This is a genomic window from Flavobacterium sp. GNP008 (assembly GCF_056428965.1).
Genome location: NZ_JBWJVL010000002.1, coordinates 427,871 through 452,953, shown reverse-complemented (window position 1 = coordinate 452,953; position 25,083 = coordinate 427,871). Strand labels below are relative to the sequence as shown.

Annotated in this window: 22 protein-coding genes; 5 read left to right on the top strand and 17 right to left on the bottom strand. The window is 33.4% G+C overall.

What is annotated here, in order from left to right; translation table 11 throughout:
- The first annotated feature begins 71 nt into the window (after positions 1 to 71).
- Both AC0608_RS08310 and AC0608_RS08305 read left to right on the top strand, forming a co-directional pair.
- Positions 72 to 1,610, top strand: a complete 1,539-nt coding sequence (locus tag AC0608_RS08310) for a DEAD/DEAH box helicase (RefSeq protein ID WP_478288746.1) — start codon at positions 72 to 74, stop codon at positions 1,608 to 1,610.
- A gap of 139 nt (positions 1,611 to 1,749) precedes the next feature.
- On the top strand, positions 1,750 to 3,093 hold the full coding sequence (locus AC0608_RS08305) for a DEAD/DEAH box helicase (RefSeq protein WP_417960019.1): 1,344 nt from the start codon (positions 1,750 to 1,752) through the stop codon (positions 3,091 to 3,093).
- 26 nt (positions 3,094 to 3,119) lie between these two features.
- On the opposite strand, the gene AC0608_RS08300 is transcribed toward AC0608_RS08305, so the two are convergent.
- Positions 3,120 to 4,346, bottom strand: coding sequence for a multidrug effflux MFS transporter (locus AC0608_RS08300; RefSeq protein WP_478288888.1), 1,227 nt, complete (start codon positions 4,344 to 4,346; stop codon positions 3,120 to 3,122).
- Between the two features lie 62 nt (positions 4,347 to 4,408).
- Entirely contained in the window at positions 4,409 to 5,128 is a 720-nt protein-coding gene (locus tag AC0608_RS08295; RefSeq protein WP_417960018.1) for a sulfite exporter TauE/SafE family protein, read from the bottom strand.
- Positions 5,129 to 5,233: 105 nt separating this feature from the next.
- On the opposite strand from AC0608_RS08295, the gene AC0608_RS08290 reads away from it, so the two are divergent.
- Entirely contained in the window at positions 5,234 to 5,653 is a 420-nt protein-coding gene (locus tag AC0608_RS08290; protein ID WP_417960017.1) for an Lrp/AsnC family transcriptional regulator, read from the top strand.
- Between the two features lie 160 nt (positions 5,654 to 5,813).
- On the opposite strand, the gene AC0608_RS08285 is transcribed toward AC0608_RS08290, so the two are convergent.
- Positions 5,814 to 6,320 carry a DUF2911 domain-containing protein gene (locus tag AC0608_RS08285; RefSeq protein WP_478288745.1) on the bottom strand — a complete coding sequence of 169 codons (507 nt, stop codon included), beginning with the start codon at positions 6,318 to 6,320 and terminating at the stop codon, positions 5,814 to 5,816.
- Positions 6,321 to 6,502: 182 nt separating this feature from the next.
- On the opposite strand from AC0608_RS08285, the gene AC0608_RS08280 reads away from it, so the two are divergent.
- Positions 6,503 to 8,419: a DUF294 nucleotidyltransferase-like domain-containing protein gene (locus AC0608_RS08280; protein WP_478288744.1), complete on the top strand. Its 1,917-nt coding sequence runs from the start codon at positions 6,503 to 6,505 to the stop codon at positions 8,417 to 8,419.
- Positions 8,420 to 8,421: 2 nt separating this feature from the next.
- Complete coding sequence (locus tag AC0608_RS08275; protein WP_478288743.1) at positions 8,422 to 9,018, top strand: 3'-5' exonuclease; 597 nt, start codon at positions 8,422 to 8,424, stop codon at positions 9,016 to 9,018.
- On the opposite strand, the gene AC0608_RS08270 is transcribed toward AC0608_RS08275, so the two are convergent.
- The 14 genes from AC0608_RS08270 to AC0608_RS08205 all read right to left on the bottom strand — a co-directional run bounded on the left by AC0608_RS08270 (position 8,998) and on the right by AC0608_RS08205 (position 25,062).
- The gene (locus AC0608_RS08270; RefSeq protein ID WP_417960013.1) at positions 8,998 to 9,528 is read right to left on the bottom strand and encodes a 4'-phosphopantetheinyl transferase family protein; all 531 of its coding nucleotides are present in this window, start codon (positions 9,526 to 9,528) and stop codon (positions 8,998 to 9,000) included. The two genes, AC0608_RS08275 and AC0608_RS08270, sit on opposite strands and share 21 nt — an antisense overlap.
- A 126-nt stretch (positions 9,529 to 9,654) precedes the next feature.
- On the bottom strand, positions 9,655 to 9,909 hold the full coding sequence (locus tag AC0608_RS08265) for an acyl carrier protein (RefSeq protein ID WP_417960012.1): 255 nt from the start codon (positions 9,907 to 9,909) through the stop codon (positions 9,655 to 9,657).
- Positions 9,910 to 9,935: 26 nt separating this feature from the next.
- Positions 9,936 to 11,210, bottom strand: a complete 1,275-nt coding sequence (locus AC0608_RS08260; RefSeq protein ID WP_478288742.1) for a beta-ketoacyl-[acyl-carrier-protein] synthase family protein — start codon at positions 11,208 to 11,210, stop codon at positions 9,936 to 9,938.
- Entirely contained in the window at positions 11,211 to 11,645 is a 435-nt protein-coding gene (locus tag AC0608_RS08255; RefSeq protein ID WP_478288741.1) for a 3-hydroxyacyl-ACP dehydratase FabZ family protein, read from the bottom strand. It lies immediately after the preceding gene.
- Positions 11,646 to 11,728: 83 nt separating this feature from the next.
- The gene (locus AC0608_RS08250; protein WP_417960009.1) at positions 11,729 to 12,781 is read right to left on the bottom strand and encodes a type III polyketide synthase; all 1,053 of its coding nucleotides are present in this window, start codon (positions 12,779 to 12,781) and stop codon (positions 11,729 to 11,731) included.
- Entirely contained in the window at positions 12,778 to 13,491 is a 714-nt protein-coding gene (locus AC0608_RS08245) for a methyltransferase domain-containing protein (RefSeq protein ID WP_478288740.1), read from the bottom strand. The genes AC0608_RS08250 and AC0608_RS08245 overlap by 4 nt, the downstream gene beginning before the upstream one ends.
- Complete coding sequence (locus AC0608_RS08240; RefSeq protein WP_478288739.1) at positions 13,492 to 14,622, bottom strand: NAD(P)/FAD-dependent oxidoreductase; 1,131 nt, start codon at positions 14,620 to 14,622, stop codon at positions 13,492 to 13,494.
- A gap of 152 nt (positions 14,623 to 14,774) precedes the next feature.
- A complete protein-coding gene (gene acs, locus AC0608_RS08235) occupies positions 14,775 to 16,682 on the bottom strand; it encodes an acetate--CoA ligase (RefSeq protein WP_478288738.1) in 1,908 nt (635 codons plus the stop codon).
- A gap of 510 nt (positions 16,683 to 17,192) precedes the next feature.
- Positions 17,193 to 18,662, bottom strand: a complete 1,470-nt coding sequence (ilvC, locus tag AC0608_RS08230) for a ketol-acid reductoisomerase (protein WP_478288737.1) — start codon at positions 18,660 to 18,662, stop codon at positions 17,193 to 17,195.
- Positions 18,663 to 18,718: 56 nt separating this feature from the next.
- Positions 18,719 to 19,252, bottom strand: a complete 534-nt coding sequence (gene ilvN, locus AC0608_RS08225; protein WP_417960004.1) for an acetolactate synthase small subunit — start codon at positions 19,250 to 19,252, stop codon at positions 18,719 to 18,721.
- Positions 19,253 to 19,256: 4 nt separating this feature from the next.
- Positions 19,257 to 20,951: a biosynthetic-type acetolactate synthase large subunit gene (ilvB, locus tag AC0608_RS08220; protein WP_417960003.1), complete on the bottom strand. Its 1,695-nt coding sequence runs from the start codon at positions 20,949 to 20,951 to the stop codon at positions 19,257 to 19,259.
- 69 nt (positions 20,952 to 21,020) lie between these two features.
- Positions 21,021 to 22,694 (bottom strand): dihydroxy-acid dehydratase, encoded by a 1,674-nt coding sequence (ilvD, locus tag AC0608_RS08215; protein WP_417960002.1) that lies wholly within the window; start codon positions 22,692 to 22,694, stop codon positions 21,021 to 21,023.
- 38 nt (positions 22,695 to 22,732) lie between these two features.
- Positions 22,733 to 23,848 carry a 3-isopropylmalate dehydrogenase gene (gene leuB, locus AC0608_RS08210; RefSeq protein ID WP_478288736.1) on the bottom strand — a complete coding sequence of 372 codons (1,116 nt, stop codon included), beginning with the start codon at positions 23,846 to 23,848 and terminating at the stop codon, positions 22,733 to 22,735.
- Positions 23,849 to 23,886: 38 nt separating this feature from the next.
- A complete protein-coding gene (locus AC0608_RS08205; RefSeq protein WP_478288735.1) occupies positions 23,887 to 25,062 on the bottom strand; it encodes a 2-isopropylmalate synthase in 1,176 nt (391 codons plus the stop codon).
- Positions 25,063 to 25,083: the final 21 nt, after the last annotated feature.

Genomic DNA, 25,083 nt, shown 5'->3' with positions numbered 1-25,083 from the left:
ATTTTTTTTTATTAAAATTGACAGATAAACTGTTTTTTAGGCGTATTTTTGCAAAAATCCAACAATAAGCAATGTCCCAAAACACTTTAGAAATAGAAATCGAAGACAAAAAAGAACTTTATGCGTACCAAAAAGGCGACATAGATGCCATCTTTGAGCGCATTGATAATGCACCTCCGCAGCACCATTTATTATATCAATTGCCTACAGGCGGTGGTAAAACAGTAGTCTTTTCAGAAATAGTCCGTCGTTATTTATCGCAACACGATAAAAAAGTGGTTGTTTTAACACACAGGATTGAGTTGTGTAAACAAACTTCAAAAATGTTGAAGGGCTTTGATGTGAAAAACAAAATCATCAACAGTAAAGTAAAAGAGCTTCCGGACCAAAATGACTATTCTTGCTTTGTGGCCATGGTTGAAACCTTGAAAAATCGTATCAATGACGAAAAATTGCATTTGGATAATGTAGGATTGGTAATCATTGATGAGGCCCACTACAATTCATTTAGAAAATTATTAAGTTCTTTTAAAAATGCATTTATATTAGGAGTTACTGCAACCCCTTTAAGTTCAAATATAAAACTACCAATGCACGAAAGCTACGATGAATTAATCGTAGGGGATACTATTAGTTCCTTAATTGAAAATGGTTTTTTAGCAAAAGCAGTCACTTACAGCTATGATGTGGGGTTGACTTCATTAAAAGTAGGTATAAATGGCGATTACACCGTAAAATCTTCCGATGATTTATACACTAATATGGCCATGCAAGAAAAATTATTGCATGCGTATACTGAGAAATCGTTAGGCAAGAAAACCTTGATCTTCAACAATGGTATCAATACGTCTTTGTACGTTTATGAAACGTTTCGAGAGGCTGGTTATGCAGTACGTCATTTGGATAACACCAGCAATAACGAGGAAAGAAAAGATATTTTACATTGGTTTAAGCATACTCCTGATGCGATACTAACATCAGTTGGGATTCTTACTACCGGTTTTGACGAACCTACCGTAGAAACAATAATTTTAAACAGAGCTACAAAATCGTTGACACTATATTATCAAATGATTGGTCGTGGTTCAAGGAAATTACCGAATAAAGATACTTTTAACGTCATTGATTTAGGAAATAATGCAGCGCGGTTTGGATTGTGGAGTGAGCCCGTAAACTGGCAACACATCTTTAAATCCCCTGAATTCTATCTAGAAAATTTACGGGATGATACAGAGATCGAATTGTATTTTAAATACAATATGTCACCTGAATTACGTGCTAAATTCAGTAAAACAGCTGTAGTAACTTTTGATGTCGATGAAGAACACAAACTAATTATCAAGCAAAATTTACGTTCTAAAGTAGTTTTGGAAAAATCCTTAGAGCAGCATGCTGCCATGTGCGTAGATAATACCGAAGAATTGCAACAGGCAAAAGCATTGATGCGTGAATTAGAAGATGATATTGAGTGCCGCATCAAGCGCTACTCTAAATGTTTGAGTCAATGCAGTAAAAATTACAGAGAGTGGTTGGTAGACGATTACAAACTAAAAATGACCTTATTAATAGGAAAGAAATATCGTGAGAAAATCATGAACGAAGCCGATTAATTATTTTCAGGAGCCATTTCCCGCTGTCTGCTGTATCTTTTCTTTTCTTAAAGAAAAAAAGAAAAGGATGTCGCGACCATTGGGGCTAAATATTACGTTTACAAAACAACTTTTTTTATACAATTATAAAATCTAAAAAATGCCAAAACAATTCTCTGATTTAGGAATTTCAGCACCCATACTCAAAGCGATAGCCGAATTAAAAATTGTTGTGCCAACAGAAATTCAGCTAAAAACAATTCCGTTATTACTATCCAATACAACGGATTTAGTTGGGCTTGCTAAAACTGGAACTGGAAAAACAGCCGCATTTGGATTACCAATTTTACAATTAATAGATATTAATTCTCCTGTCGTTCAAGCAATAATTCTTGTACCAACAAGGGAATTAGGCCAACAAATATTTAAAAATTTAGAATTTTTTGCTAAATTCCTACCCGAAGTTTCTATTGCAGCAACGTGTGGAGGTATTCCAATTAAGCCACAAATCGAAAGATTGTCATCACCTACACATATTGTTGTGGCTACTCCAGGAAGATTAATCGATTTGATTCAGCGTAAAGCTATAAATTTAAAAGAAACTAAATTCCTCGTGCTGGATGAAGCCGATGAAATGGTGACAATATTAAAAGAAAGTTTAGACGAAATTATTGCTGAGCTGCCTAACCATAAAACTTTTTTATTCTCGGCAACCATGCCAGGAACTGTAAAACAGCTAGTCCAAAACTACTTGAATAAAAATGTAGTACATGTTAGTGCTAATATGGAAACACTAGGAAATCAAGGAATTGATCATCAGTATATTGTAGTAGATCCTATTGAAAAACTAGATGTTTTGATGCATTTTTTGAATTCTAAGGAAGGCGAACGCGGTATTATTTTTTGCAAAACAAAAGCTGCTGTCAATAAATTAGCAAAAAACTTGGCCATTAATCGTTTTTCATCAGGCGCATTGCACGGAAGCTTATCTCAAGGAATTCGGGACAGAATCATGGAACAATTCCGTGAAGGACACATCAATATTCTAGTAGCCACTGATTTAGCAGCGAGAGGAATTGATGTAAAAGAAATTTCTTATGTTGTTAATTATCATTTACCGGATGTTTATGAAGCCTATGTGCATCGTAGCGGAAGAACGGCCAGAGCAGGAGCAAAGGGACTTTCTTTAACGGTATTACAACCAGAAGAAGTAGTAGAAATAGTTGACTTTGAAAAGGAATTAGGAATAAAATTTGTTGAATTTAAAAAACCAACCGTTGCCAGCATCGAAGAAAACAATACATTATTGTGGGCCAAGCAAATCTTTAAGACCAAGCCCAATCATGATGTTGCACCAGAATTCAAAGAAAAAATAAAAACGGTTTTTCATCATTTGACTAAAGAGGAACTGATAGAAAAACTATTGGCAAATCATTTGTTGCAAACAAAAAATGATGCCCTATCCAAAACGGAACAACCAATTAAAAAACAAAAGAGAACGTAATTAAGTCGTCCTCTTTTAATTAGATATTAATGAACTATTACAATTTCCTTATCAGGAGAAGTAATAGTTTTTTTTATATTTCGTTTTCCAATAACTAAAATCGTTAAAGCCAGAATGGTTGAAACAGCCATAATTAGTACCATTGGTAACATAGAGTCTTTTACAAAAATACCCACTGCAAAAGAAGCCAAAGCACCCAATCCTAGTTGAATTGCGCCCATTAAAGCCGATGCACTTCCTGCGTTTCTAGAGAAAGGAGCAAGGGTAAGTCCCGCCGTATTTGGATTAGAAATCCCTAAACATGCTAGGAATAAAAATAACATCGTGATAGTTTCATACAAGCCTAAAAGAGTATTCATAGCTAATACTAAAAATAAAACACTGATTATTGACTGCGTTATCAAAGCACCCAAAATCATTTGCTCACTTGTAAATTTCCGTAGTAACAACGAATTTAGTTGACTCGCTCCTATAAAACTTAAAGACATAAAGGCAAATATCCAACCGTATGTTTTGGGATCTACTTTGAAAACATCCATAAATAAAATTGGAGAAGCCGCTACGTAAGTAAATAATCCTGAAAAAGCCACCGCCCCTGTAAAAGCATAGGTGTAAAACTGAGGTTCTTTTACAATACTTATAAAATTTGTAATAATTGGCTTCGGTTTTAAGGAGATTGAAGTGTCTGGTTTAAATGTATTAGGCAAAATAATTTGAGCGGCAACAAGAATAACAATTCCCATGCACATCAATATAAAAAAAACGGTATGCCAACCATAATCTTCAGTAACATAACCTCCAACTGTAGGTGCTAACATTGGCGAAAGCCCCACAACTAGCATTAATAAAGAGAATACTTTAGGAATATCTTTTACTGGAAAAAGATCGCGAACCATAGATACCGAAGCGACAGTTGCAGCGCAACTCCCAACAGCCTGAATAAATCGCAGTCCGATAAAAGTATCAATATCCGTAACAAAAACACAGCCCAATGAAGCTAATATATACACTAATAATCCTATAAAAAGTGGTTTTTTTCGACCAAAACGATCTAATAAAGGTCCGTAAAGCAATTGTCCCGCTGAAATTCCAATGAAATAACTCGATAATGTCATGGAAACATTCGCTACTGTTGTGTTTAGGTCTTTAGCAATTCCAGCAAAACCAGGTAAATACATATCAATTGAAAATGGTCCCAGTGCCGTTAATGAACCTAAAATTAGAATTAATTTGATGTATTTTGTTCTTGTCATCTCGGTATCAATCATGAAAATTGGAATTTTTTAATTTTTTGCAAAGGTAATTTAATTTACTGCTAATTTTTTAGCAATAACATGATTCCTGACATAAAAAGCAGCCCCAACATAATTTTCTTTAAAAGAACATCATTTAATTTGAGATACACTTTTTTACCCAATACGAGTGCTAATATAAAAAAAGGCAGAACATAAAGAGCGTTGTACAATTGATTCAAAGTTAAAATACCTTCAAATGCTAATACGGGAATTCTCATTATAGTTACTAAACCCAAAATTCCAAACATTGTAGCTCGTAATGTCTTTACATCTGAGGTTTCGTTATTCACAAGAACAACATATAAAGGACCTCCAGTTGAAAAAACACCAGAAAAAAATCCTCCTAAAAAACCTAATATAAATTTCATTTTGGAGAATAATTGTATTTCTTTTTTAGTTCTTAAACTGTTTAGTACAAACAAAATAATAAATATACCCAAGGCTTTTTTTAGAATCATCGGTTTTCCATAACTTAAAACTACTATTCCTGCAATAAGACCAATAAATGACGACAATGCTATTTTTTTAAGAAGTGGTTTATCGATATATTTCCATTCTTTATAAACATAAATTGGAGTTGATATAAAATAAAATATTGATAGATAAGCAATAGCTTCTGATAATGGCATAACTAATAGTAAAAAAGGTAAAGCAATCAGAGCACCTGCAAAACCGGTAATAGTTTGAACAAAAAAGCCAATGAAAATTCCAATAGTAAGCAATAATAACATCATATCCATCCGACAAAATTAAATCAAGTGGTAAATAAATTAAAATTTAATCAATTGATTTAGGGCTATTATTCCATAATAAAAATGTAAATTAGCCATTATAAAACTTTATAAATGGTAGATACTATAGATTTAAAAATTATTGAAAATCTTAAAGTTAATTCCCGAATTTCATTTGTTGAAATTGGAAAAAATATAGGGCTTTCACCATCATCAGTAAGAGAACGCGTCCAAAAATTAGAAGATACAGAAGTTATTAAAGGATATAATCTTCAACTTGATAACAGAAAACTTGGTTTTGGTTTAGAAGTATTTATCATGTTCAAATTGTTTAGTGGAAAACTTATAGTGTTTAGTGATCATTTAGATGAATTTCCTGAAATTTATGAAATCTATAGAATTACGGGAACACATAATATTTTTATGAAAGTTGTTTTAATTGATCAATTGCATTTGCAACAATTTATAGATCGACTACTAGTATATGGTGAACCTACAACACATTTAATCTTATCTGATTTAAAGAAATTATAGTTTGTATTAATTAATTTAACAAGACGATTTATAATGTATAAATTTGCACTATAATTTATATTATGTAAAATAGAATTTATTTAATATTAAAAAGGTTTCTTTATTATTCAAAAAAAAACATCACCAAGTGGTGATGCTAAACAGTAAATATGATTCCTTTTTATTTAATAGAAAATGGGATGTTCCATTTTTCCCAGCTTAACACAATATTATTTGTATTTATATTATAAATTAATTTTTCAGCTATTGTCTTTGCAACTTGTTGTTTCACAACAACTCTAATTTGATCTTCTTTTACTTTATATTTATAAGCACCCCATTGTTTAGCTTCTTTATTGAAAATAATAACACTTTCTTTTTCTTTAGGAACAACAAAAAAGGAATATTTACCCGCTGGCAACTTTGACCCCTCAATTAAAAGATCTTTGTCCGTTTCAAATGTAGTTGCTTCATTTGCACCTGCACGCCAAACTTCATTAAAGGGAACTAATTTTCCCCAAATTTCTCTTCCTTTAACTGCAGGACTGTCATAATTAATAGTAATTGTTGCACCATTAATTTTGCCTGTAGCAACTTCTTTACTTGTAGTCGGTTTTTCTTGAGCATTAATAAAATTCACAATCAATAATGCAATAAACGGAAAAAGTATTTTTCTAAATAATTTCATGATTTAATATGTTTAGTTTTAAATATAAAAGTAAAATAACTTCCTATAACTTAATAACATTATTGATTTATTTATGAAAAGATTAAGTAATCTATAAATTAATTATTTTGCCTCAATAATGACTGTGTTATAATTTTAAAATTTGTTATTTTTACAACATATAGATTTTTTACACACTAATTATGAATACAATTGCGGAATACATTGCTGATTTTTTAAAAGAATATCCACCCTTTAATCACTTGACATTTCATGAATTATCTGAAATAGCGACAAGTATTCGTGTTGTAAACCTAGAAAAGCACAAAACATTATTTCAAATAAATGATCTTTTACACGATAGTTTTTATGTAGTAGCTTCCGGAGTCATCAATTTATCTGTTATAGCAGATGCTGAGGAAACGTTGTTAAACAAGTGTAACGAGGGAGATATTTTTGGCTTGCGTCCCTTTTTTGCCAAAAATAATTATATGATGACGGCTAAAGCTAGAGAAGAAAGTGTTGTTTACGCTATTCCAATAGCTACTTTTCGACCTTTTGTAGCCAATAATTCGGATGTATTAAATTTCTTGTTAGAAAGTTTTGCAGTAAACACCCGAAACCCAAAGGATAAAGAAAATTCAATAGGCAAATTGATATCTGATAATGTATTTTATTCAGATCAACAATCGGAAATGCAGTATTTTCAATCATTATCGTATAATAACACTCCTTTAATAGCAACAACTAATGCTATTGTAAAAGATGTAGCACAATTAATGACAGAAGCCTTAAAGAACAACATTGTGATATGTGATAATAATTTCCCTTTAGGAATTATTACTGATACAGACATGCGTTCTAAAATTGCCACAGGCCGTTTTCCGGTTTCAGTTACAGTAGATAAAATAATGTCATCTCCAGTGATTACAGTTTTAGAAAATGTTTCCTTAGCTGAAGCTCAATTATTAATGTTAAAGTATAATGTAACTCATTTGTGTGTTACACAAGATGGTACTGATAAATCAATGGTCAAAGGAATTATATCTGAACACGATTTAATTGTTGCTCAAGCAAGTAATCCAGGAGTTTTAATTAAAGAAATTAAACGGTGTCAAGCACCAAAAGAGTTAAAACAAATTCGGGATCGTCTGACTGATTTGATACAGACATCAATTTCTAAAAACATACCCCTTTCACACGTTTTTAATATTGCCAGTGAAATCAACTTAGCTATTATTAAACGTTCGGTCGAATTATCAATTTTAGAATTAGGCTCTCCTCCAGCCCGATTTGCATGGTTGAGCATAGGTAGTCAGGGTAGAAAAGAACAATTGTTACTGACAGATCAAGACAGTATTTTAATTTTTGAAGATGTGTCTGCTGATAAATATCGGGAAGTAAAAGATTATTTTCTTAAACTTGGAAAAAGAACCACATTGACACTCGAAAAAATTGGGTACGAACTATGCCCAAACGGACATATGGGAAGCAACATGCTTTGGTGTAAATCACTGACAGACTGGACAAAACAATACGACAGTTGGATGAACACTCCCGGAGAAAATAGTAATGATTTGAGTAGTATTTTCTTTGATTACGAAATTACTTTTGGTGAACAAAAAATTGAAGATGCTATAGGAAATGTAGTTTTCAAAAATGCCAAAAACAATACTTTATTCTTTGACTTTTTAGGAAACGATGCTTTGAGAAAAAATTCTCCACTAAGTTTTTTCAAAAAATTCAATGTTGAGGAAGAAGGCCCAAATAAAGATAAATTTGATATTAAAACTCGTGCATTGATGCCATTAATTGATGGTGCACGTTTATTTACATTAAATTTTGATATTAGAGGAATCAATAATACCAGCCAACGCTTTAAGCAGTTAGCGATAGTAGATCCTAAACATACCGAAATCTATCTGAATTGTGCGGAAGCCTTTATAACATTATCAAAATTTAGAACTTTAGAAGGTTTGAAAAATGATAATACAGGGCAATTTATAAATTTAGAAGAATTGTCTAAAATTGATAAAGAGAAATTAAAAAATGCATTATCCCCTATGAGAGAATTGGAAGAATTAATTAAAAGTAAATTTCAACTTACTCAATTTTCATAATTATGTTAGACTGGCTAAAACACATTAACAAAGAGTATCCTGAATTTTGGAAGACATATCTTTCTAAATTTGATAAAAAATCAACTCGTTTTGTTGTACTGTCTACAGAAACCTCAGGATTAAATCCTATCAAGGATGTAATATTGTCAGTTGGTTCTTTTGCAGTAATTGATGACAGCATTATTATTGGGGATAGCTTCGAAGCCGTTTTATTACAATATAAATTTTTTCATGATAACGGACTTTCAAATGAATTTTTGGTAGAAAGTAAGATGAAGAAATTAGGAGAACCTGATGCTATAAAATCATTAATCGAATTTATCGGGAACTCTATTTTAGTAGGCCATCACATTGATTTTGATGTTGAAATGATCAACGCAGCCTTAGATAGGTTAGATTGTGGAAGATTAAAAAATGAGGCTTTAGATGTAGATGTTATGCATCGCAAACTGAATGATATTAATGAGAAGCAGTTTTCTTTGGACGAATTGTGTACTATTTACAATATAAACAAGAGTGAACGTAATTCTGCTGCGGAAGATGCTTATAAAACTGCTTTGTTATTTTTGAAATTAAAATCAAGACTGGGGATTAAGTAAATTATTATATCTAAAATTTTGATCTAATAACGTTATTCCAACCCACAATTTTCCATGATGGCTTATTGATACCGGTTTTATTTTTTTAGTAGTTTGATCTAGTATAAAAGGAATTCCATTTATTTTACTGATTTTAACTCTTGTATTCAATGTCGTTATTTCATCAAAATACACCGGATTTGCCACTGCTATTGTGTGTATTTTAGTATTTGAAATTTTAGTTTTAGTAAAATATGTTTTTCCTTGTATAGAAACACTTCCTATAGTTTGGCTTTCATAAAAACATTCTAATTGCAATGGAAAATACCCTCTGATTCCTGTTTCTCTATTGTAAATCTTGTAAGCAGCTTCCTTTCTCGACCATAAGTTCCAAACCATAGTATCAGGTTTTGAGGAGCCCAAAATAAGCCATTGTTCCGTGGGAGTAAATATTTTATCTAAATATCCTTTGCGTCTCCAGTTACTTTCTTTTTTAGCCAAAGCCAAATCAATTATATCATTACCTATCATTTTTAGGGTGTTGGATTTTAGACTAATCGGTAATTAGTAATTGACTATAATCAATTAAATAAATTAATAAAAATTAAAAGGTGTCTATCCATACTAATTCTTGTAAAAAATAGCAATTTGAGATTACTATTTTTCTGATAATTTAGTTTCAATAATTTCCATCGCAGATTTTACATTTATCATTCGCTCCATTGATTCATTGTCAATAACAATGTTATATTTCTCTTCAATATCTAAAATAACGTCAACTAAATTGGCCGAATTAATTTTCAAATCAGTAATAAAATCGGTTTCTTCTGTCAATGTATCAAAGGCTTCTTGATTTAAGACGTATGGTTTTACAATGTTTTTTAACTCTTGAATACTTTCCTGTTTGTTCATATTTTAATCTTTAAATTTTAATTTTTTTAAACTTTATATTTTTTAAAAAGTACACAACCATTCACATCCCCAAAACCAAAACTGGCTTTAGCAATTATATTTAAATCTTTATTAATGAGTTGTTGTGGAATTCTAGATCCATCAATGAGGGCAACAATTTCAGGATGTAAATCGTCACAATTGATATTTGGAAATATAAATCCCTGATGCAACTGCAATACGGAGGCCACACTTTCGATACTTCCCGCAGCAGATAAACAATGTCCAATCATTGATTTTAAAGAGTTAATATATGGAAAATTAATTCCCCTTCTTTGCAATGCTTCGCTCCAATTATGCACCTCCAAACTATCTTTTGATGTGGCTGTCAAATGCCCGTTGATTGCATCAATTTCATTAGCAGAGATTCCTGCATTGATCAATGCATTTTGGATGCATTTTTGTACTGCAATTGGATTGGGAGCTGTCATAGTACCCAGCCCGCGTTGTCCGCCGGAATTTACATTTCCTCCCAAAACTTCGGCATAAATTGTAGTCCCACGCTTCATTGCACTTTCTAAATCTTCCAAAACCAAAGCTCCTGCCCCACTTCCCGGAACAAATCCTGATGCGCTTGAACTCATAGGTCTTGACCCTTGTTCCGGTGAATCATTATGCTTAAACGTGCAAACTTTCATAGCATCAAATCCACCCCAAATGTACGGACCCGAATCACTGGTACTTCCGGCCAATATACGTTTCGCCTGACCTGATTTTATCCTTTCAAAAGCCATCAAAATACTCTCCGTTCCTGTAGTACATGCCGACGAATTTGTTGAAACCTGATTTCCTAAACCCAATTTACCACCTAAATAAGCACTTACGCCGCTATTCATGGTTTGAGCAACTGCTGTACTTCCTAATCTACGAGTTTGAAAATCATCTATTTTATAGATACTTTCGCGAAATTTTTCAATTCCAGAGGTTCCAGTGCCAAAAATAGTACCGCTGTCCCAATCCGGATCTTCATTACTATTTAACGACAATCCTGCATCTTTCCAGGCATCCATTCCAGCAATTACACCATATAAAATTCCAGTTGAATTGAAATTGCGCAACTCTAATTCTGAAAAATATTTTAATGCTAGCTCAGTAGAAACTTCCGGTTTTCCTGCTATCTGGCAAGAGAATTGTAACCGTTCTAATTCGGGATCATGCTTTATTCCCGAAATTCCATTTTTGATTGCATGTGTAAACGCATCAAGTCCTACTCCATTTGGAGCAACTACACCAAGACCAGTAATTACCACACGTTTTTTCATTTATTTAGAAATTACCATTCCTGCGATTATTCCTGTACAAACCTGTTCACCTTTTTCATTTTTCATTTTTACTTTACATTTTAATTTTCCAAACCGGAAGTATATTTTTTCAGAAATCACAGTTACTTTTTCATTTGGAAAAACAGGTTTTAAAAATTCTATTTCAGTTGATGTTAAAGCAATTGAAGTAGTTGTGTTAAATAAATTGTCTAATAAAAAAATCCCTAAACAGACTAAACCAATTTGCGCCATAACTTCCGTTAAAATTACTCCAGGAGTAATTGGATTTTCTTTAAAATGCCCTTTATAAAAATCAAGGTTTTCATCAAAAGTGTAAGTCCCTTCCACTTCATTTTCATTGATTTGGACTATTTCGTCCACAAATAGAAACGGCTTTGAATACGGTAATTTAGATATAATCTCTCGGTTAGTCATTTTTTTTGAAAGTAGATTTAGCAAATTATTACCACTACAATAATGAGATTTCACAAAATCGGTGAAAACAGTTTTTAACTTATTTAAAACTGTAAGAGAACTCGCTGTGCTGAAAACCCAGGACCAAAACTCAACATTAATCCTTTGTCTCCTTTTTTGGGATTACTGTCCATAATACGTTCTAAAACATATAAAACCGTTGCACTGGACATATTGCCGTACAAACGTAAAACTTCTTTCGTATCATCAATATTCTTCCCTAAACCCGAAAACAATGCTTCAACCGTTTGCACAATTTTTTTTCCTCCTGGATGAAAAATTAAATGATCAATATCTTCCATTTTTAAATTATTTTTTTTCAAAAAAGGATGAATAATATCCGGAAAATGAGAAGCAATCGTTTCTGGAACTTCTATATCAAGTACCATTTGTAAACCAGAATTCGTCAATTTAAAGCCCATCATGTGAATGTTGTCGTAAAAATGGTACATTTCTTCCGATAAAATTTCCGGTCCTTCGTCGTTTTCATGGGAAGTTAGTAAAACACAAGCCGCACCATCCCCAAAAATTGCCGCACTTACAATATTTGACATGGAAAAATCATCTAATTGAAATGTTGCAGTAGGGCTTTCAACAGCAATTACTGCTGCTCGTTTTCCTGGATTTGCCTGGAGGAAATTTTTAGCATAAATAATTCCTGAGATTCCAGCAGCACACCCCATTTCAGTTACTGGAAGACGAACAATATCCTGACGCAATTTGAGTTTGTTAATCAAATAAGCGTCTAAGGAAGGAATCATAATCCCAGTACAACTTACCGTTATGATGTAATCTAAATCTTCAGGATTCCAATTGGCTTTTTTTAACGCTTTTTCTAAAACTTTTTCACCTAAATCGATCACTTCGCGAACATAAATATCGTTTCTTTCTTCAAATGAAGTTTTTGTAAATACTTCAATTGGATCCATAATAGAATACCGCTTATCAACTGCTGCTCCTTCGAATATTTTCTTTACTTTTCTAATGAAGCGTTCGTCTTGGCCGATGAGCCAAGCATCCAAAAAAGGAATAATTTCATCAGTGTTTCTAGAATATTTGGGTAACTGTTTGGTTACGGTTTTAATTTTTACACTCATATTTTAGAAATTATCCATTGGTAACGAAAAGCCCATTTCCAATGAATTTTATAGTTATTAAAGTTTAATTTTTTGGAGAATTGAACTAATTCTTCTTTTTTAAATCCTCTTAAAATGGAAGTTAAACCATCTTCTCGAGACATCTCATTTAATTGAAATACAATGCACAATACCTGAAATAAACGATAGGCTACTGCGCTTCTGTGTAAATCGTTTATGATAATTCCAATTGCTGCATTAGTATAAAAAACACCTAGTAACTTACTAATTTCATCTTCTTTAAAATGATGTAACGTCAAGGTACATAAAAGAATATCATACTTTAATTCCTTAAATGATTCATCAAAAATATCCTGACATTGATAATTAATATTGGAATAATTATCAGATAATTTTTGCGCATGAGAAACTGTAAAATTATTTGCGTCTATACCTATTAATTTAAATTTTAGATTTTTTTTTATTCCATATTCAGCTAAGGTTCGCAACATATCACCATTACCACAACCCACATCAACGATTACAATTTCTTTAGTTTCAGATAAAGACGGTAACAATTCTTGAACCCCATGTAAAGTTAGTTGGTTTCCTCCTAAAAGCTGATTTATTCTAGCAATTTTGTCTAATGCATCACGTAAGATTTCCCCTTCCATGGAAAAATCATCCATTATTTCTGGTCTATCTGTTCGATATGTGGTATTTAGGGCCATTTAAGAGTTAAGAATTAGGGGATTTCCATGCGTTTTTTTAATAATATGAGGCATTAAAAACGGAAATATAATTAATAAATGCAGTAATGCTGCTGAAAGTTTTTGCTTTTGCAAAATATTGGATAAAAGTCGTCCCATTTTAAGTCTTGCTTTGAAATTAAAATTCCACTCGAGAATGTATTGCTTTTCTAATTCATCTCGGGATTTAATTTTATCCGTATAGTATTTAACTACTAATTCCGAAACAATTTTAGCACTATGGATAGCCATAGCCATTCCATTTCCGCAAAGCGGATGAATTAATCCCGCTGTATCGCCAATCATTAAAATATGATTTTCAACAGCTTGTTTTTTTTCAAAGGAAATTTGACTGATGGTCAAAGGTTTTTCAAAAAGCAAGCTACTTTTTTCGAAAATTACTCTTAAATGAGGGTTTTCAGAAACTACACTTTTTTGATATTCATCAATATTTTTAAACTGCTTAAAAGTCTCATAATCTGTTAAATAACAAATGTTAATCATGTCGTTTTCGACTTTAGAAACACCGCAATATCCTCCTTTAAAATTATGAAGACCAACACTGTCATTTGGGAAATCTCCCGAATAATGCGCCTTAACAGCCAACCAATATGATTTTTTTTGAATGAAATCCCTATTTAATTTTTGGTCAATAGTAGAACGTTTTCCAAATGCACCAATAACTATTTCTGATTTTAAAATCGTATTGTCTTCTGTAGTTATTGTAAATTCATTATCCTTAAAACTAACATCTCCAACACTTTTTTGAAGTATTGTGCAACCATAGGATAACGCGTTATTGTACAAGTAGTGGTCTAATGTATAACGGCTAATTCCAAAACCTCCCAGAGGCAAAGCGCTTTTTATTATTTTTCCTTTTACTGTAGAAAATTCAAGTTTAGTTATATTAGTAGGTTGTAATTCATTAATATTTAAACCCAACCAATTGAGATATGGCAGTACTTCATTAGAGATGTATTCGCCACAAACTTTATGTTTCGGATAGCTATTCTTTTCTATTACTGTGACTTCAAGACCTAATTTAGATAAATGTATAGCCGATGTCAATCCTGCCAAACCACCACCAATAATTATTACTTCTTTATTTTTCATGTTGAAGTAAATTTATGGATTTGTTTAGCATTATTACAATTATATTAATAAAAAAACGTGTCTATTATTTATATTTTTAGCTTTGGAAGTTGATTCATATATGATTTTGTTTCATTTTTTAAAAAATGAAACAAAATCACCAAAGGTTTGATTTACAATTTCCCTTCTTTTATTTCTTCTACAATTTCAGGATTTAATAGTGTTGAAATATCTCCAAAATTAGAATAATCTCCTTCCGCAATTTTTCGAAGAATCCTACGCATGATTTTACCGGAACGTGTTTTGGGCAAACCGGAAACAAACTGAATTTTATTCAATTTTGCAATGGGACCAATATGATCTGATATATGCTGATTAATTTCTTTAGCTAAATTTTCTTTATTTCGGGTTTCGCCTGTCTCTTTTAGAATAACAAAGCCATACAAGGCATTTCCTTTGATATCATGCGGAAAACCTACAATCGCTGATTCTGCAACTGCTGGATGTTCATTTATGGCATCCTCAATGGGGGCCGTTCCTAGGTTATGGCCTGAAACAATTACCACATCATCTACTCTACCAGTTATTCTATAATAGCCTACTTCGTCACGCAAAGCTCCATCACCTGTAAAAAATTTACCTGGAAAAGCAGAGAAATAAGTGTCTTTATAGCGTTGATGATCGCCCCAAATGGTTCTGGCAATACCTGGCCAGGGAAATTTAATACATAAACTTCCAACGACTTGATTTCCTTCTATTTCATTTCGCTTGTCGTCCATTAATACGGGTTGGATTCCAGGTAATGGCAACGTAGCATACGTTGGTTTTGTTGGTGTTACAAATGCCAAAGGCGAAATCATAATACCACCCGTTTCTGTTTGCCACCAAGTGTCTACGACAGGACATCTTTTATCTCCCACGTGATCATTGTACCAATGCCACGCTTCTTCATTGATAGGTTCACCAACGGATCCAATTACTTTAAGTGATTTCAGTGGATATTTTTGTACAAATTCAATATTCTCTTTTGCCAAAGCGCGTATGGCTGTTGGCGCCGTATAAAACTGTGTTACTTTGTGTTTTTCGATTACTTCCCAAAAACGACTAAAATCAGGATACGAAGGAACTCCTTCAAAAATTACTGTTGTTGCACCGTTCAATAATGGTCCATAAAGAATATAAGAATGTCCTGTAATCCAGCCTATATCGGCAGTACACCAAAAAACATCGTTTTCTTCATAATTAAATACATTCTTGAAGGTATAGGCTGTGTACACCATATATCCTGCTGTAGTGTGTACCATTCCTTTTGGCTTACCAGTTGAACCAGAAGTATATAGAATAAACAATGGGTCTTCAGCATCCATTATTTCTGCAACATTATTATCTGATGCTTGATCTAAGAGGGGTTGCAACCATTGGTCACGCCCTTCTTTCATCTTAATATCAGAGTGAATTCTTTTAGCCACTAAAACTTTTTCAACACAAGTACATTTTTCTAATGCTTCATCTACAATTTCTTTTAAATCAATAGTTTTGCTACCACGGTAACCTCCATCTGAGGTAATAACCATTTTACATTCACTGTCATTAATACGTGTGGCTACAGCCGTAGATGAAAACCCAGCAAAAACAACTGAATGTATCGCTCCAATCCTGGCACAAGCTAATACTGAGACTGCCAGTTCCGGAATCATGGGCAAATAAATACAAACTCGATCTCCTTTTTTTATGCCTTGCTCACGCAATACATTTGCCATTTTACATACCCGCTGGTGTAACTCATTATAAGTAATATGCAATGCTGCTTCTGAAGGATTATTCGGTTCAAAAATAATTGCTGTCTTTTCGCCTCTTTTAGCAAGATGTCTATCGACACAGTTTTTTACAATATTTACTTTTGCTTCAGTAAACCATTTTATATCGGCATCAGCCATGTTAAACTCAACAACTTTATCCCATTGTTGGTACCAAGTGAAATTTTCTTCTGCTATTTTACCCCAAAATTTTCTAGGTTCACGAACTGATTTATTGTAATGTTTAAAATATTGTTCTAAATTTTCAATTTTGTAGTAGCTCATGTTATAATTTTTTATAAAAGTATTAAATCTCGCGCTATTCTTAAAGTTATTTAAATTATTAATACTCCTAAAAAAAATAGATTCTCAAATGAAAATGCCTTTTTAGTGCTAATTTGTTTTGTATTTGTGGTTTTTGACAAAAATGCGGAATAAAAAAAGGCAAAAAGATTGCTATCCTTCTCGCCTTTGGTACCAACAAAATTTAACTACAATTATTTTAGTCCTACAAACTATGATTTTTTGAACAATAATCAACCAAAACTATTTAGTTCAATCACGGTATAATTACTAAATTTTTTAAACATGATTTATTAAAAAAGGATCTATTATTCCTTTTCTGCTTCTTAGGGATTACCTCACTCAACTTTAAGCTTGTATAAAGTTAAGTGAATGTATAAGCAATTATATGCATTTCTCCTTTTTAATAAATTTTAACTAATTCAAAATATTATAAAATCAAATGATATAGTGCTAATCCCAACCCACCCTTGTGTGGTAATTACGGTTTTATTATCCTATTTTTTTCATAGCTGTCATTGATTCTCTCAACCATTCCCCTACTTCTTCAATGGGATGTTGACGAATGCTTTTATTTACGGCAATAAGAACCGCATTATCTACTCCGTTTGAAGTTGAGAAAGGTTTACCTATCACATTCGTATTTACAGTTTTCATGAATTCAGTTAATAACGGCTTACATGCATGGTCAAATAAATAACAACCATATTCCGCAGTATCCGAAATGATTCTGTTCATTTCATATAATTTTTTTCGGGCTACCGTATTTGCAATCAATGGCAATTCATGTAACGATTCGTAATACGCTGATTCTTCAATAATTCCTGTTTGAGTCATTGTTTCAAAAGCCAATTCTACGCCCGCTTTTACCATAGCAATCATCAAAACACCATTATCAAAATACTCTTGCTCTGAAATATGTGCTGCTGTTGGCGCAGTTTTCTCGAATTTAGTTTCTGCAGTTGCAGCCCTCCAAGTCAATAAATTAATATCATCATTAGCCCAGTCAATCATCATATTTCTTGAAAATTCACCAGAAATAATATCATCCATGTGTTTTTGAAACAACGGACGCATGATCTCTTTTAATTCATCTGCTAATTCATACGCTTCAATTTTTGCAGGATTTGACAAACGATCCATCATGTTTGTAATCCCACCGTGTTTCAAAGCTTCCGTTACTGTTTCCCAACCGTATTGAATTAATTTAGAAGCATACGCCGGCTCGATTCCTTTTTCAACCATTTTGTCGAAACATAAAATGGAACCTGTTTGTAACATCCCACAAAGAATGGTTTGTTCTCCCATTAAATCCGATTTTACTTCGGCTACAAATGAAGAGTTCAACACTCCAGCTTTGTGACCCCCAGTAGCAACTGCATACGCTTTTGCTTGTTCGAAACCTGCTCCGTTTGGATTGTTTTCTGGGTGAACGGCGATTAAAGTTGGCACACCAAAACCTCTTTTATACTCTTCACGTACCTCAGATCCTGGACATTTTGGTGCACACATAATTACAGTGATGTCTTTACGAATTTGCATTCCTTCCTCTACAATATTAAAACCGTGAGAATAAGCCAAAGTTGATCCGTTTTTCATCAAAGGCATAATCGCTGTAACTACAGCAGTATGTTGCTTATCTGGCGTAAGGTTACATACCAAATCAGCCGTTGGAATTAATTCTTCATACGTTCCCACTTTGAATCCATTATCAGAAGCATTTTTAAACGAAGCTCTTTGTTCTAAAATTGCATCTGCGCGCAATGCATAAGAAATATCTAAACCAGAATCTCTCATATTCAAACCTTGGTTCAAACCTTGTGCTCCACACCCTACAATGACTACTTTTTTTCCTGCTAAAGCTTTAATTCCGTCTACAAATTCAGATTGATCCATGAATTCGCATACGCCTAATTGTTCTAATTGTAATCTAAGTGGTAATGAATTGAAATAATTTGCCATTTTTTATTATTTAATGATTGTAAAATTTAATAATTGATAGGGTTACTTATTGAAAATTAAACAGATTCCTGTTTAAGCTCTTCTAATAAGGTTGAAATCTCCATTTTTGCTTTGGAGACCGATATTCTTCCAGAGCGAACAAATTGCATGATTCCAAAAGGTTTTAATTTTTCGTATAATGATTCTATTTCAGCACGTTGTCCTGATTTTGAAATCACAAAAAAGTCTCTTGCAACCGTAACGATTTCAGCATGGCTTTCTTTAATTATATTCTGAATTTGTTTTTCATCAAAGAGTAAGCTCGACTGAATTTTGAATAATGCATTTTCTAAGAAAATAGTTTCTTCGTCAATATGATAAAAGGCTTTGATAACTTCTATTTGTTTTTCGATTTGTCCAACTATATTTTGCACCCATTTTTCAGTTGTATTAACTACAATGATAAATCTGGAAACATTTTCAATTTCAGATTCGGATACATTTAAACTCAAAATATTAATATGGCGTTTCAAGAATATTCCAGATATTCTGTTTAATAAGCCAACGTTGTTTTCTGAATAAACAGAAATAGTAAATGTTTTATTTTCCATAATATTAACTTAATCGGATATCAGAAACCGATGCTCCTGTAGGAATCATTGGGAATACGTTATTTTCTTTCTCTACCATAACTTCAAGAAAATAGGATTCTTTTGAAGCCATCATTTCAGCAACGGCAGCATCTAAATCGTCTCTTTTGGTTACTTTTTTTGCTTTGATGTAATAGCCTTCGGCAATGGCTATAAAATTAGGATTGGTCATCTCCGTTGAAGCATATCTTTTGTCAAAAAACAATTGTTGCCATTGTCGTACCATTCCTAAAAATTCATTGTTTAGCACTACAATTTTTACAGGAACTTTGGTTTGAAAAATAGTTCCTAATTCCTGAATGGTCATTTGAAAACCTCCATCACCAATGATAGCCACAACTTCACGATCTGGCATTCCCATTTTGGCACCAATCGCAGCAGGCAATGCAAATCCCATAGTTCCTAAACCGCCAGAGGTCACATTACTTTTAGTCGAATTAAATTTGGCATAACGACACGCAAACATTTGGTGTTGTCCAACATCCGAAACCATAATCGCATCTCCTTTAGAATGTTTGTTGATCATTTCAATCGTTTCTCCCATAGAAATGCCTTCTTTCTTTGGTTTTAACTCATCATTAATTACGGCTTCCAATTCAATTTCATATTTCTCTTTGAACTCATTGTGCCAAGATTCATGAGAGTTGCTTTCGATTAAAGGAAGCAAAGCTGTTAACGACTCTTTTAAGTCTGCCAAAACTGCCACAGTAGTTTTCACATTCTTGTCGATCTCAGAAGGGTCAATTTCTAGATGAATAACTTTGGCTTGTTTTGCATAAGTAGCTAAATTTCCAGTAACCCGGTCGTCAAAACGCATTCCAAGCGCAATTAAAACATCACATTCATTCGTTAAAACATTAGGTCCGTAATTACCATGCATGCCTACCATTCCTACATTCAATGGATGATCTGTTGGTAAAGCCGAAAGTCCTAAAATAGTCCAAGCAGCCGGAATTCCTGATTTTTCTACTAAAGCTCTTAACTCTGTTTCCGCTTGGCTAAGAATAATTCCTTGTCCAAATATGATAAACGGTTTTTTAGCTGTATTGATTATTTGTGCCGCTTCCTGAACTTTTTTAAGGTTTAAAACTGGCTTGGGATTGTAACTTCTAATACTGGTACATTTTTTATAGCTAAATTCAATTTTGTCAAACTGAGCATTTTTTGTAATGTCAATTAATACGGGACCTGGACGGCCTGACCTAGCAATATAAAAAGCTTTAGCCATGATTTCAGGAATTTCTGAAGCTTCAGTAATTTGGTAATTCCATTTGGTTACCGGAGTCGAAATTCCAATAATATCTGTTTCTTGAAAGGCATCGGAGCCTAGCAAATGTTTTCCTACTTGTCCTGTGATGCATACCATAGGAGTGGAATCAATCTGCGCATCAGCAATTCCTGTCACTAAATTTGTTGCTCCCGGACCCGAAGTTGCAATCGCGACTCCCACTTTTCCTGTTGCTCTTGCAAATCCTTGCGCAGCATGCGTTGCGCCTTGTTCATGACGCACTAAAACGTGGTGTAATTGATCTTTAAATTTATATAATTCGTCATAAACAGGCATTATGGCACCTCCAGGATAACCATAAACTAAATTTACTCCTTCTTCTAATAAGCATCTAATAACGGCTTCGGCGCCGGATATTTTATTATTTTCCATCATTTATTTTTTAGCTGTTGCAACTGTTTCAATACAATTGTGACAGATTTTTGATATTCATTTAGGCTTTTATTTATCTGTTACGCATCCTGTAGATGCACTTGAAACAGATCTGGCATATTTTAATAAGACTCCTTTTGTCGCTTTCAAAGCTGGTTGAACCCAATTAGCTTTTCTTTTGGCAAATTCGGTGTCAGATATTTTTAGATTTATCGTATTTTTTATCGCATCAATAGTAATCAAATCACCATTTTCAACTAGTGCAATACCACCTCCATCATACGCTTCGGGTGTTATGTGCCCTACCACAAATCCATGTGAACCTCCCGAGAATCTACCATCTGTAATCAAAGCAACACTATTACCTAATCCGGCTCCAATAATTGCTGAAGTAGGCTTTAGCATTTCAGGCATACCAGGCCCACCTTTTGGCCCACAATATCTAATCACGACTACATCTCCTGGTTTTACCATTCCAGCTTGAATACCCGGAATTACATCGAATTCGCTTTCAAAAACAACAGCAGTCCCTTCAAAATATTCCCCTTCTTTTCCGCTTATTTTTGCAACAGCTCCTTCAGAAGCAAGATTCCCATACAATATTTGAATATTCCCTGTTGGTTTTAATGCTTTTTGGATTTCATAAATTACTTTTTGTCCATCATTCAAATCAGGAACTGAAGCTAAATTTTCGGCAACTGTTTTTCCTGTTACTGTTAAACAGTCTCCATGAATGAATCCTTCTTTTAACAAATACTTCATCACCGCTGGAACACCTCCAACATCATGTAAATCCTCCATCATATATTTACCACTCGGTTTCAAATCAGCAAGAACAGGAGTTTTATCACTTATTGCTTGAAAATCTTCCAAGGTAATTTCAACATCAACAGAATGTGCCATTGCAATTAAGTGCATTACCGCATTTGTAGAACCTCCTAAAACGGCTACCAGTGTAATCGCATTCTCGAAAGCTTTACGAGTCATAATATCTCTTGGCTTAATATCTTTTTCTAAAAGTATTCTGATCGCTTTTCCAGCTTCATGACATTCTTGTCTTTTTTCCTTACTCAAAGCAGGATATGAGGAACTATAAGGCAAACTCATTCCTAAAGCTTCAATGGCTGATGACATTGTGTTCGCAGTGTACATACCACCGCAAGCACCTGCACCTGGACATGCATTTTGAATGACTCCTTTAAAATCTTCATCGGAAATAGTATTTTGGAATTTCTTCCCTAATGCTTCAAAAGCCGACACAATATTCAAAGATTCTCCCTTCCATTTTCCAGAATGAATTGATCCTCCATACACCATAATGGCTGGGCGATTTACTCTTCCCATAGCAATCAAGGCTCCTGGCATATTTTTATCACAACCAGGAATTGCTATTAAACTATCATACCATTGTGCTCCCATTACTGTCTCAATAGAATCCGCAATTATATCACGAGAAACCAATGAAAATCGCATACCCTCTGTTCCATTCGAAATACCGTCACTGACACCAATAGTATTAAAAATCAAACCGACTAAATCAGCATTCCAAACACCTTGTTTAACCTCTTTTGCAAGATCATTTAAGTGCATGTTACACGTATTTCCTTCGTAACCCATACTTACGATTCCTACCTGTGCTTTTTTTAAATCGTCTTCAGTTAAACCAATTCCGTACAACATGGCTTGCGCTGCAGGTTGTGTTTCATCCTGTGTTATAGTTTTGCTGTATTTATTTAATTCCATTATGTATGTATTTGTATGTAAATTATTTTATTAAAATTTTAAACAATTGTTGACTGCCCTATGTATACATTATCACTTTTGAAATACAAATCATCTTTGCTTAAAATATAATTTGAGATAAAGTCTCCCACTTCATTTGTTCCAAATTTTGAATAGGGATTTAAATCTGCCGTAATGACATTCAATTCAATGGCTTTTTGAACGGCTTCGTATACTCTTTTAGATTCAATAAAAAGACCAAAATGTTCCAAAAGCATCGCTGCCGATACTATTGACGCAATAGGATTAGCGATGTTTTTCCTTTTTGCTTCAGGATAAGAGCCGTGGATAGGCCTAAAAAGCGCATTCGAATTTCCTAATGATGCCGATGGAAGCAAACCAATGGCTCCTGTAATTACACTAGCTTCATCAGATAAAATATCACCAAATAAATTTTCCGTCAGAATGACATCAAATTGTCTTGGATTAATAATAATTTGCATGGCAGCAGCATCAACTAAAAGAAATTCTAATACTACGTCTGGATAAATTTCAGCGATTTCTAACACAATTTTTCTCCACAATCTTGAGGTTTCAAGAATACTGGCTTTGTCTACGAGAGTGATTTTTTTTCGTCTTTTTTGTGCAGATCTGAAAGCCAAATGAGCAATTCTAATGATTTCTTCTTCAGAGTACTCACATAGATCAGAAGCTAAAGTTCCTGTTTCATTGGTCTTTTTTTTACTAAAATAAGAACCTCCAGAAATTTCTCTAAAAATAATGAAATCAGTATCCTCGATTATTTTTCTTTTTAAAGGAGATAAATCTAACAAGTCATGATAGGGTTTGATAGGCCTTATGTTTGCATACAATCCTAAAGCTTGTCTCAATTTTAGCAATCCGCTTAATGGTCTTAATTTAGGATCAGAGTTGCTATCGTATTTTGGATCACCAACTGTTCCAAACAATACTGCATCTGTATTCAAACAAAGATTCAGTGTTTGCTCCGGTAAGGGATTTCCTGTTTTTTCAATAGCATCCCCGCCAACAAGCGCGTCCTCAAATACAAATTCATGATCGAAAACCACACCAATTGCATATAATGCTTTTTTTGCTTGTAAAATTACCTCCGGGCCAATGCCATCTCCGGAAAGTACTGCTATTTTTAAGTTCATAATAATAGGATTTAGATTTAAGTAAAAATCAAAATGTTTTAATTAAGGATTAATTCCTTATTCATTTTACAGGCTTCAATTATTTGATGAATGTCATCATCCAAAACTTCTTTTTTAATATCAGCAAACCTTAAAAATTCAACATAAACAATGTCTAATTGAACTTTTGTAAGTTCGTATCCTACTTTTTTAGCTCTGTAGGCCAATGCTGCTCTTCCACTTCTGGCTGTAAGAACAATAGAGGATTCATTGACCCCAACTTCTAATGGATCCATAATTTCATAAGTGGCTCTATTTTTTATCACCCCATCTTGATGAATCCCAGAGCTGTGCGCAAAAGCGTTCGCACCAACAATTGCTTTATTGGGTTGCACAATCATTCCCATACTTTCAGAAACCAATCGGCTCATTTCATTTAGCTGACGGGTATTAATGTTAGTGTCCAAATTCAAATAGGGATGTTGTTTAAAAATCATTACCACCTCTTCCAGTGCTGTATTTCCAGCTCTCTCTCCTATTCCGTTTATGGTACATTCAATTTGTCTGGCTCCATTTACCGCTCCTGCAATTGAATTAGCTGTTGCCATTCCCAAATCATTATGACAATGACAGGACAGAATTACATTATCAATCCCTTTGACGTTTTCTTTTAAATACTTAATTTTTGCACCGTATTCTTCCGGTAAACAATATCCTGTTGTATCTGGAATATTAAGCACAGTGGCACCCGATTTAATTGCTTCCTCACAGACTCGCGCCAAAAATTCATTATCAGTTCTTCCTGCATCTTCGGCATAAAATTCTACATCCTCAACGTAGGATTTAGCATGTGAAACTGCATATTTTGCTCGGGCAATAATATCTTCTCTAGTTGTATTTAGCTTGTGTATAATATGGGATTCTGAAGTACCAATTCCTGTATGAATACGAGGTCTTTTGGCATGTTTTAAAGCTTGAGCCGCAACATCAATATCGTTTTTTACCGCTCTTGTCAATCCGCAAACAATAGCATTTTTGACAATTTTGCTTATTTCTGAAACAGATAAAAAATCACCTGGACTTGAAACAGGAAAACCAGCTTCAATAATGTCAACGCCCATTTCGTCTAATCGATTTGCTATAACTAGTTTTTGGTTGGTATCTAATTTACATCCCGGGACTTGTTCTCCATCTCGCAAAGTGGTATCAAAAATTTGAACTTTCTCTCTATTCATTTTCATTTATTTAATGTAATT